At 63.8% G+C, this 9981-nt stretch carries 10 protein-coding genes; 8 read left to right on the top strand and 2 right to left on the bottom strand.

Annotated features, from left to right (window positions below):
* The first annotated feature begins 163 nt into the window (after positions 1-163).
* Positions 164-3376, top strand: a complete 3213-nt coding sequence (locus VFW84_RS12060) for a calcium-binding protein (protein ID WP_329680703.1) — start codon at positions 164-166, stop codon at positions 3374-3376.
* A 28-nt stretch (positions 3377-3404) separates the two neighbouring features.
* Here the strand turns inward: VFW84_RS12060 and VFW84_RS12055 are convergent, their stop codons facing one another.
* Complete coding sequence (locus VFW84_RS12055; protein WP_329680702.1) at positions 3405-4523, bottom strand: AIR synthase-related protein; 1119 nt, start codon at positions 4521-4523, stop codon at positions 3405-3407.
* A 116-nt stretch (positions 4524-4639) separates the two neighbouring features.
* Between VFW84_RS12055 and VFW84_RS12050 the strand changes: the two genes are divergently transcribed.
* Positions 4640-5002, top strand: coding sequence for a DMT family protein (locus VFW84_RS12050; RefSeq protein ID WP_329680701.1), 363 nt, complete (start codon positions 4640-4642; stop codon positions 5000-5002).
* A 17-nt stretch (positions 5003-5019) separates the two neighbouring features.
* Here the strand turns inward: VFW84_RS12050 and VFW84_RS12045 are convergent, their stop codons facing one another.
* Entirely contained in the window at positions 5020-5481 is a 462-nt protein-coding gene (locus tag VFW84_RS12045; protein WP_329680700.1) for a hypothetical protein, read from the bottom strand.
* 314 nt (positions 5482-5795) lie between these two features.
* On the opposite strand from VFW84_RS12045, the gene rpsP reads away from it, so the two are divergent.
* From rpsP to VFW84_RS12015, 6 genes are all read left to right on the top strand, one after another.
* Positions 5796-6053, top strand: coding sequence for a 30S ribosomal protein S16 (gene rpsP / locus VFW84_RS12040; protein ID WP_329680699.1), 258 nt, complete (start codon positions 5796-5798; stop codon positions 6051-6053).
* An 8-nt stretch (positions 6054-6061) separates the two neighbouring features.
* Positions 6062-6727 carry a ribosome maturation factor RimM gene (rimM, locus tag VFW84_RS12035; RefSeq protein ID WP_329680698.1) on the top strand — a complete coding sequence of 222 codons (666 nt, stop codon included), beginning with the start codon at positions 6062-6064 and terminating at the stop codon, positions 6725-6727.
* A 23-nt stretch (positions 6728-6750) separates the two neighbouring features.
* Entirely contained in the window at positions 6751-7530 is a 780-nt protein-coding gene (gene trmD / locus VFW84_RS12030; RefSeq protein WP_329680697.1) for a tRNA (guanosine(37)-N1)-methyltransferase TrmD, read from the top strand.
* A gap of 153 nt (positions 7531-7683) precedes the next feature.
* Entirely contained in the window at positions 7684-8040 is a 357-nt protein-coding gene (gene rplS, locus VFW84_RS12025) for a 50S ribosomal protein L19 (RefSeq protein WP_329680696.1), read from the top strand.
* Positions 8041-8211: 171 nt separating this feature from the next.
* Positions 8212-8937 carry a CoA pyrophosphatase gene (locus VFW84_RS12020; protein WP_329680695.1) on the top strand — a complete coding sequence of 242 codons (726 nt, stop codon included), beginning with the start codon at positions 8212-8214 and terminating at the stop codon, positions 8935-8937.
* Positions 8938-8981: 44 nt separating this feature from the next.
* The gene (locus VFW84_RS12015; protein WP_329680694.1) at positions 8982-9971 is read left to right on the top strand and encodes a CobD/CbiB family protein; all 990 of its coding nucleotides are present in this window, start codon (positions 8982-8984) and stop codon (positions 9969-9971) included.
* Positions 9972-9981: the final 10 nt, after the last annotated feature.

Here is a 9981-nt window from a genome sequence, read left to right as displayed (position 1 = left end):
CGGTGGCCGTGGCTATGGGGTCCATTTGACAACGAGTTTGCCTGCGTCGGTGCCATTGGCATCGTCGTCGGTTGATCTGGTGCTTCAGGCTTGGGATGTCGCCAATCTGAGGTTTGGCGATTCCAGCGCACCCGGCAACGGCGCCAGTGGTACGAAGTTCGAATTGACCACGATTGATACCAATGCCCTGGTGATGGCCATCTCGGCGCCAGTCCTCGAACGAATCGGTACGGTGACATTTGCCAGCGGCGATGTGATGGCTGGTGATGAGTTCCGTCAGTTGATGCTCGAGCGCTTGTACTCCATGCCATCGATCGGCAGTGACAGCCTGGTGGGTACCGAGGGCGATGACACCATGGATGGCCTGGCGGGCAGCGACACCCTGATGGGGGGCGCAGGCAACGATCGTCTGAGCGCCTCTGCTAATGGGGCGTACGGCCAGCCCGTCGATCGGGATGTTCTGTATGGTGAGCAAGGCAGCGATGTCTTGATTGCCAATCCGGGTACTGACGTGACCATGTTTGGCGGCGACGGTGACGATGAGTTGCGGACCTTGGGCGCCGGTGACGGGAGTATGTCGGGCGGTGACGGTGATGACCGTCTGTCGAGCCTTGCCTGTCAGCGGGACATGCATGGCGATGCGGGCAATGACACGCTGACAAGTGGGGAGGCCACTCTGGCGCCTGGCAGCCTCGATTTCTATGGCGCTCGGGCGTTGTTGGATAACTCGATGCACAGCAGTTCTGTTCCGACCAGGCGCATTGATGGTGATGATGGCGACGACACGCTGGTGACGTATCGCACCGGGGACTGGCTGATCGGTGGCGCGGGATCGGACGTGTACGAGATCGGTGTCGCTGCGTGGCGGGTGGGGCTGGATGCGCGGGCGGGCGACGCGGGGATGGACATCCTGAAGCTGCCTGAGGGCTTCACTTTGGAGAACGTGATGCTGGCGCCTGATGTGGATGGGCATATGTGCCTGACCACGTCGGGTGGTGTGCAAACGATTGCCATCGAACTTGTTGGCAGCACCTTTGGTCAGATTGGGCGTATCGTTTTTGCGGATGGCCGTGAGTTGAGCGCTGATGTGCTGATGGCGCGCTACAACGTGACGACCTCGGCCAGCGATGGCTTGCTGGCCGATGGCACGGGGCAAACCCTGTCTGCACAGGCCGGAGATGACATCCTGGTTGACATCGGCGGCGCCAACCAGTTGGACGGTGGGGAAGGCAATGACGCGCTGTACAGCCTGGACGAACAACAGAGCAGTACGCTGATCGGCGGTGCAGGCAATGACCTGCTCTATGGCGACCTTGAGGACACCTTGCTGGGGGGGGGCGGTGACGACACCCTGGTCTCATCGATCTATGGGTCGCCTGTGATGGATGGGGGCGAGGGGGATGACCTGCTGCGGGAGGCGAATGGCGTGGTGGTGTTTGGTCACACCAGTGGTCACGACACGGTGGAATCCGGCTACGTGGATGTTTTGCGTTTCGATGCGTCCGTGCGGCCCGAGGATGTGATGTATTTCGGTGCACTGCAACTGGGCGAGCAGCGTGTCACCCGGTATTTCGAGCTCAAAGGCTCGGGCGCGCGGCTGGAGCTCAAGGATGCGGTCCATCTGGCGAACTACCAGGGTACCCGCGTGGCGTTCGAGTCCACCGGGCAGGTATTCAAATATGACGACTACCTCGCCTCCAATGTTTATCAAGCGACCGGTGCGGTGGGTGAGGTGGTGACCGGTTCAGATCTGGCTGACGAATTGCGGGGGTCGTCGGTCGCGGACCAGCTCGTGGGTCTGGTGGGCAATGATCGCCTGAACGGTGGCCTGGGCAATGACGTTTTGCAGGGCGGGGATGGCAATGATGTGCTCTGGGGAGAGCGGGGACAGGACAGCTTGTACGGCGGTGCTGGAGGCGACTGGATTGATGCAGAAGCGACCTCCCGGTGGGGCAACGGGACGGACTACTACGGACGGGAGCTTTCTGGTGATCTGGTGGGGGATGTGGTCGATGCGGGTGCCGACCAGGATACGGTTCGGGCGGGTTCGTTCGATACCGTGGACGCAGGCACGGGGGATGACCTGGTCGAGTGGCGTGCAGGGTCGCAAGGCACGGTCTTGAAGGTGTCCGAGGGCTTTGGTCACGACCGTGTCAAGGGTTTTGATGCCGGGACGGGGGTGGTTCACTGGAATGTTGGCCAGGACGATCTGAGGGTGGTGTGGGAGCGCTTACAGGCCGACATCACGCTGACCTCGGGGGCGGGGGATGAGTTGCTGCTGGCCGGGCTGGCCACGAAGGTGCAGACCTTGAGGGACTACGCTCCCGCGCGGCCAGCAGACTTTGAGACACGTCTGGTGGTCCAGTTTGGCGATGGCACGGGGCTGACCTGGGCGCAACTGGCGGCCTTGACCACCCGAGGCCGTGAGAGTGACGACGTGATCCTCGGTAACGAATGGTCTCAGACCTTGAGTGGCGAGGGCGGCAACGACGAGCTGCGCGGTACCGCGCGCGATGAGACGCTCCTGGGAGGGCTGGGACGGGACACGCTGCGTGGTGGCGCGGGTAACGATACGCTGGATGGTGGTGGCGACGCCGACACCTTGGGGTTCGATGCCGGTGATGGGCAGGATCTGATTCATGCCGACGGTCAGGATGTCATCGTTCTGGGTGCCGGTCTGAACAGGTCCGAACTGCAGATCGGGCGCCTTGATGCCGGTGGGAGCAATTCGGTGACCCTGAGTTTCAACGGTCGCACGGATGCCCTGACGTTGGATCAGGCCGGACAATGGGATGGACTTCAGGTGCAATTTGCCGATGGCAGCCGTATCTCGGGGGCCCAGATCCTGGTGGAGGCAACCCGGCACCTGGATCGCACGCTCACGGGGACGCAGCGTCGGGACACGCTGGTGGGCCTGGATGGCAATGACACCTTGAGCGGGTTCGGGGGCAATGACGTCCTGTCGGGTGGGCGAGGGCAGGATCTGCTCGTGGGGGGGCAGGGTGGTGACACTTACCAGTTCTTCCGTGGCGACGGTCAAGACACCGTTGTCGAGTCGGGCTGGCAATTGTTTTCACAGGATGTGCTGGCGTTTCAGGACGCCTCGTCATCGCAGTTGTGGTTTGCTCGCTCCGGTCGTCATCTGGAAATCAGCATTCTGGGAACGCAAGACAAGGTCATCCTCAAGGATTGGTATGCCGGTGCGTTCGGGGGCGTGGAGCAGATCACTGCGGCTGACGGGCAACGCCTCAGCGCCCTGCGTGTCGAGTCACTTGTGCAGAGCATGGCCACGTTCACGCCGCCCGCTGGTGGTGAGATCCTGCCGACCACGGTGTCACCGAAGTTGAGTCACCTGGTGGACTCCGCTTGGCGGTGAGCGTGTGAGGGCGTCTCGGGCGATGTGATCAGCGCAATTGCAGCTCTTCGCCCGAGAACTCGACGCCCAGGGGGTCGATCACCACGCGCTTGGGGCCTTCTTCGACCCGACCGGCCACCAGGGCGTCGATGCCCAGGCTGCGCGAGATCTCGACCACCTTGTCGGCCTGATCGGCCGCCACGTACAGGGCAAAGCCCGCGCCCATGTTGAGGGTGCCATAGGCCTCGTGATCGTCCAACTGGCACTCCTTCTGCATGAAGGCCAGGATGGCGGTCTTGTCGGGCACGGCCGTGATGCGGTAGGTGAGGGTCTTGGGGTGGCGCATCAGCTTGCGCCAGCCGTGGCCGGTCACATTGGCGCAGTAATGCGGCACGATGCCCGCCTTGGCCAGGGCTTCGGTCACAGGCGAGTACAGCACCGTGGGGGCCAGCAGGGCCTCGCCATAGCTCTGGCCGTTGCCGATGTCGGTCAGGTAGCCCTGAGGCAGGCGCTCGGCCAGCTTGCGGGCCAGCGACAGGCCATTGGCGTGGATGCCGCTGGCTGCCAGAAAGACGATGGCGTCGCCCGCAGCCAGCTCGTCACCCACCGACAGGCGGGTCTTGGGGCTGATGATGCCGGTGCAGGATGCCGCCAGATCGACGCGGCCATCGGCCACGATGCCGGCCAGCGCGGGCGTTTCGCCGCCACCCCAGGCCACCTGGCAGGTGTCACAGGCCTTTTTCCAGCCAGCCACCAGGGCCTGCGAGCGCTGGGCATCGTTGAACCAGTCCGAGCCGCCAGCGGCCCAGTAGGCCTGCACCACCAGGGGCGTGGCGCCCACGGTGATCAGATCGTTCACCGCCATGGCAATGGTGTCCTGGGCGATGCTGTCGTAGTAGCTCTTGCCCGTCAGGGTGGCCATTTCGTCGGCCACCAGGGTCTTGGTGCCCAGGCACTCAACGATGCTGGCCAGGTACATGGGGCCCACATCGACCACATAGGCCGATTCGCCACGCGAGGCGTTCACCTCGGTGAAGCCATGCGCGCCCAGGTGGGCGCCCGTGGCTGCCGCCGCGCGTTGGGCCGCGATCTTCAGCGGATCGATCAGGTCGTAGTTGACACCGGCCTGGTCGTAGGTCAAGGGCGTGTTCTGGGGGGCTGAAGTCATGGCGCGTCAGTCGTGAAGCTGTGGGATCGCAAAGATGGGATTATCCCGTACGGGCAGGGGTCTTGTCGCCCCCCGAGCCCGGGTTGGGTCTTTGACTCTTGCGTAGACTGGTGTCCATGAGCATTTTGTCCACCTCCCTGCCCATCCCCCTGCAGTCGGCCCTGCTGCTGGTGGCCTCCAATGTGTTCATGACCTTTGCCTGGTATGGGCACCTCAAGAACATGTCAGGCAAGCCCTGGTTTATTGCGGCCCTGGTCAGCTGGGGCATCGCCCTGTTCGAGTACCTGCTGCAGGTGCCCGCCAACCGCATCGGCGCGCAGCAGATGTCGGTGGGGCAGCTCAAGGTCATGCAGGAGGTGATCAGCCTGAGCGTGTTCGTGCCCTTCGCCCTGTACTACCTGGGCGAGCCCTTCAAGATGGATTACATCTGGGCGGCGCTGTGTCTGGTCGGCGCCGCGTATTTCATGTTCCGCGCCTGACCACGCCGCCAGCTGGGTCACTGGCTCAGTTTGCGGGCCTCTTCCACCTGGTACTCGAAGTAGCGTTGCCCGGAAAACGCGATGGTGGCCATCAGCACGCCCGCCCCTACCAGCAGCGAGATGACGATGGCAAAGACCACGGCCCAGCCGCCGGCAGGCGCATCGGGGTGGCCGACCAGGTCCGGATTGAAGCGGGCGTGCCAGCGCTCGTCGGGCGTCAGACCGATCAGGATGGCCTGCAGCATGGTGGTGGCCACGATCAGGCCCAGCAGGGGGATCAGCACCCAGCTCAGGTGGTCGTCCTGCCCGAACTGCTGCACGCGCTGGATGCCCCAGGCGCCCAGCAGGGTGGGCAGAGGGCACAACCATCCCCACACATCGCGCAAGCCATGCAGGTAAAAGCGATGCAGCCCCAGAGGGCCACCCAGCAGCGCCACCCAGGCGGCCAGTGTCTTGGATTTGTAGGTGGAGTCAGGCATGAGAGGTGAATGTGCTGCGGCGTGGGGTCAAAAAGGGGCGGGTGCCGAGCCCCTGCGGGGTGGCGCGTTGCCATTCTGGCAGCAAGAGCGGGTGGGCTTGTCAAAAGATTGCGCAACATCATCAGCGGCGCTTATAATCTGCGGTTTTCCGGCTTGGGCATCCCGTCGAGGGTGCGCGTATCTAGTCAGGCCGGGGTCAAAGGGATGTTGCTCTGCGCCTGGCCTGTGGTCGGTGGGTCAATGTCTCAACTGATGGTCAGCCCGCGAGTGTCTCCCCGGGGTGCTCATCGCCCAATTTGTTTGAAGGACACATCATGGTCGTGATTCGACTGTCTCGCGGTGGCTCCAAGAAGCGCCCCTTTTTCAACGTCGTCGCTGCTGACTCGCGCAACCGCCGCGATGGCCGCTTCCTGGAGCGCGTGGGTTTCTACAACCCCGTGGCTTCCGGTCAAGCTGAAGGCCTGCGCATTGCTTTTGACCGCCTGGACTACTGGGTGAGCAACGGCGCGCAAGTCTCGCCCACCGTGACCCGCCTGATCAAGCAAGCCAAGGCCAAGGCCGTTGCTGCCTGATTGTCTGCATGACTGATCGCGCTGCGGTGTCTTCGCAAGGGGTGGTGCTGGCTGACGGCACGCCCTGGCCTGAAGATGCGATCGAAGTGGCGCGCATCATCGACGCCTGGGGCGTCAAGGGGGGCATCAAGGTGACCCCCTTTTCATCCGACCCCCAGGCGCTTTTTTGCACCAAGAAGTGGTTCGTGCGTCCTGCCGAAGCCCCTTCCGGTGTCAAGCGTCCCGCCGCCAAGGCCGCGGGTGCGTCGTCTCCCAAATCCATCTCTCCTGCTGCTGCTCGCCTGACTGAGCCACGCCTCTTGCGCGTGAAGACGGTCAAGGAGCAGGGCGATGTCGTCGTGGCGACGCTGGACGAGGTCGCTGACCGTTCGGCCGCCGAAGCCCTCAAGGGCGCGCGCGTGTTCGTGTCGCGTTCGGCCTTCCCCACGCCCGATGAAGACGAGTTCTACTGGGTCGATCTGATCGGCCTGCAGGTCATCAACCGCGAGGGGCAGCCCCTGGGTGAGGTGGTTGATCTGCTGGACACGGGCCCGCACTGCGTCTTGCGCTGCGTGCTGCCAGCCGAAGGGGCGGCAGCCCCTGCCGAGCGTCTGATCCCCTTCGTGTCCGCCTACATCGACAAGGTCAGCCTGGCTGACAAGCAGATCCTGGTCGACTGGGGCCTGGATTACTGAGCGCCTTCCCGGCGCGTGGCCCGATGCGCTTTGACGTCATCACCCTGTTCCCCGAGTTGTTCGAGCCGTTCGCGCGCGTCGGTGTGACCCGCCGCGCCTTCGAGAGCCGGGCCGTGGACGTGCGTCTGTGGCCGCTGCGCGATCACGCCGACGACACCTACCGCCGTGTGGATGACCGTCCTTTTGGTGGCGGGCCTGGCATGGTGATGATGGTCGAGCCCCTGGTCAAGGCCATGGCCGCCATTCGGGCCGATCAGGCGGCCGCCGGCCATGAGCGCACCCCCGTGATCCTGTTCAGTCCTGCAGGGCGCCCCCTGACGCAGGCGCGTGTCGAGGCGCTGGCGCACAGCCCTGGGGCCGTGCTGGTGTGCGGACGCTACGAGGGCATCGATCAGCGCTTCATCGACGGGCACATCGATGAAGAAATCAGCCTGGGCGACTACGTGCTGTCGGGGGGCGAATTGCCTGCCTTGACGCTGATGGACGCGGTGGCGCGCCTGCAGCCCGGTGTGCTGCACGACGCCGCCTCGCACCAGCAGGACAGTTTTTCGGATGGCCTGCTGGACTGCCCGCACTACAGCCGTCCCGAGGTTCTGGCCTTGCCGGACGAGCTGGCCATGCCGGGCGTCGAATGCGCGGTGCCGCCGGTGCTGATGTCGGGTCACCATGCCCACATCGCACGCTGGCGACGTGAGCAGCAACTGGCCATCACCCGGGCCAGACGCCCTGAATTGATCGATCAGGCCCGTGCTGCGGGTAGATTGTCAAAACAAGATGAGCAATTCCTCAAGACTTTGCTATAATCTTGGGTTTTCCGATCCTCTGCCTGGCTAACCCGGTCAACTTGCTTGACCAACACAGACCGCGCTGGATGGAGTGGCACCGCAAGGGGCTGCTTCTTTTGTCAAGGTCGCCATTCGATTTCATGCGCAGGCACGATCATCAAGGAGCTATTGATGGCTAACATCATCCAACAACTCGAGCAAGAAGAAATTGCTCGTCTGGGCAAGACCATCCCCGCATTCGCCCCTGGCGACACGGTGATCGTCAGCGTGAACGTCGTTGAAGGCACCCGCAAGCGCGTGCAGGCTTATGAGGGCGTCGTGATTGCCAAGCGCAATCGTGGCCTGAACAGCAGCTTCATCGTGCGCAAGATCTCGAGCGGTGAAGGCGTGGAGCGTACGTTCCAGCTGTACAGCCCCCTGATCGCTTCGATCGAAGTCAAGCGTCGTGGCGATGTGCGCCGCGCCAAGCTGTACTACCTGCGTCAGCGCAGCGGCAAGTCGGCACGTATCAAGGAAAAACTGGCCTGAGTTTGACGATGCGGCAGCCGCTGGCTGCGCATCTGCAAAGCAGATCAGCCTCCAAGACCGCCTGTGGTGCAAGCCCAGGCGGTTTTTTCTTGGCTGTCTTTCGTCAAGCCAGACACAAGGACATCGTCTGATCCTCCTGTGAACCCCCGAGAGCTTGGCTAACATAGGACCATGTCATTGTTCGATCCACGCCAGGCCCCCAAGGCGCCTGCATCCTCCGCTGAGCTGAGTCCGGTGGCGCCCAGCCGCCTGCATCCCGAGGCCTTGCGGCAGCGCTTCGCGCGGCCCCCCATCTGGACGCCTGACATCGAGAACGAGAAGTGGTTTCGCTCTGGGGCGCCCGTGCACGTGCCGGCCTCGGTGCTGGTGCCGCTGGTCGTGCGGCCCTGGCTGGTGCGTCAGGGCGTGCCGGGCATTCCGTCGGTGTTGCTGACCCAGCGTACCGCCCACCTCAAGGCGCATGCCGGGCAGATCAGCTTCCCGGGCGGGCGCAGCGAGCCCGATGACCGCGATGCCGTGGCCACTGCCTTGCGCGAGGCGCATGAAGAGGTCGGGCTCTCCCCCGATCGGGTCGAAATTCTGGGGCAGTTGCCCACCTATGTCACAGGCACTGGTTTTTCGGTGACTCCGGTGGTGGGGCTGATCCAGGCCCAGGACCATGAAGAACACAGCCTGGACCTGCGCGCGGACCCGTCCGAGGTGGCCGACATCTTCGAGGTGCCACTGGACTTCCTGATGGATCCGGCCAACCACGAGCAACGCATCATCCCCATGGCGGGCCAGGAGTTCAATTTCTTTGCCATGCCCTGGACCGCGCCTCACCGGGATGAGGACTACTTCATCTGGGGCGCCACGGCAGCGATGTTGCGTAATTTCTATCGTTTTCTGTCTGCCTGAGCGCCGGGGGCGGTGCGTGGCCTGGGCCCCGCTATGATCGACACATGAGTTTCTTCGCCGTGCTGTTCGCCTTGATGATCGAGCAGCTCAAGCCCCTACCGACGCGCAACCCTGTGCACCACGGCCTGTCCGACTGGGCGCGCTGGGTCGGGCGCAATTTCGACGCGGGTGCGCCTTCGCACGCCCGCGTGGTGTGGGCCATCACGGTGGTGGGCCCGGCCTTGCTGGTGGGGCTGGCTTATGTCGGCATCAACACCTACAGCAGCGTGCTGGGCCTGGGCTGGGATGTGCTGGTGCTCTACCTCACCTTGGGCTTCAGGCAGTTCAGCCACCATTTCACCGACATCCGCGATGCCTTGGACCAGGCGCGGGAAGACCGCGCTCGCGAGTTGCTGGCGCAGTGGCGCCATGTCGATGCCAGTGACCTGCCGCGCACCGAACTGCTGCGTCATGTGATCGAGTATTCGCTGCTGGCCGCGCATCGCCATGTCTTCGGGGTGTTTTTCTGGTTTGTGGCCTTGTCCACGGTGGGCCTGGGGCCCATGGGGGCGGTGCTCTACCGCATGGCCGAGTTCACCAGCCGCTATTGGGCCTACAAGAGCCACACCACGGGTGAGGCCACGCACGATGGCCTGTTGCGTTTGTCGACCCAGCTGTATGCGTGGATGGACTTTGTGCCGGCACGCCTGACCGCTTTCGGTTTTGCCGTGGTGGGCAATTTTGAAGAGTCCATCGAGGCCTGGCGTCGTTATGCCTCGCTCTGGTTGCAGCCCAACGAAGGCATCGTGCTGTCCGCAGCAGCGGGTGCCGTGGGTGTGCGTCTGGGCGGGCGGGCGGCGCCTGCGGCTGGCGCCGATGTGAGCCGCACCCTGACGGAGGGCGACAGCGCCGAAGCCGCCGACGCTGCCGGCAGCACCTCGGGTGTGGCGCCGCAGATGGACCATCTGCGCAACATCGTGGCCCTGATCTGGCGTTCGGTGGTGCTGTGGATGCTCTTGCTGGCGCTGCTGTCGCTGGCCAACCTGATCGGCTGAGTTTTTCCTC

The organism is Aquabacterium sp., assembly GCF_036279655.1.
GTDB lineage: Bacteria > Pseudomonadota > Gammaproteobacteria > Burkholderiales > Burkholderiaceae_C > Aquabacterium.
This window is presented reverse-complemented; position numbering and strand designations above follow the sequence as displayed.

Bases quoted from the DNA above. Each gene is read 5' to 3' on its own strand.
- VFW84_RS12015 (WP_329680694.1), top strand. From the start codon at position 8,982: ATGAGTTTCTTCGCCGTGCTGTTCGCCTTGATGATCGAGCAGCTCAAG.
- rplS (WP_329680696.1), top strand. From the start codon at position 7,684: ATGGCTAACATCATCCAACAACTCGAGCAAGAAGAAATTGCTCGTCTG.
- VFW84_RS12050 (WP_329680701.1), top strand. From the start codon at position 4,640: ATGAGCATTTTGTCCACCTCCCTGCCCATCCCCCTGCAGTCGGCCCTG.
- VFW84_RS12020 (WP_329680695.1), top strand. From the start codon at position 8,212: ATGTCATTGTTCGATCCACGCCAGGCCCCCAAGGCGCCTGCATCCTCC.
- VFW84_RS12045 (WP_329680700.1), bottom strand. From the start codon at position 5,481: ATGCCTGACTCCACCTACAAATCCAAGACACTGGCCGCCTGGGTGGCG.
- rpsP (WP_329680699.1), top strand. From the start codon at position 5,796: ATGGTCGTGATTCGACTGTCTCGCGGTGGCTCCAAGAAGCGCCCCTTT.
- trmD (WP_329680697.1), top strand. From the start codon at position 6,751: ATGCGCTTTGACGTCATCACCCTGTTCCCCGAGTTGTTCGAGCCGTTC.
- VFW84_RS12055 (WP_329680702.1), bottom strand. From the start codon at position 4,523: ATGACTTCAGCCCCCCAGAACACGCCCTTGACCTACGACCAGGCCGGT.
- rimM (WP_329680698.1), top strand. From the start codon at position 6,062: ATGACTGATCGCGCTGCGGTGTCTTCGCAAGGGGTGGTGCTGGCTGAC.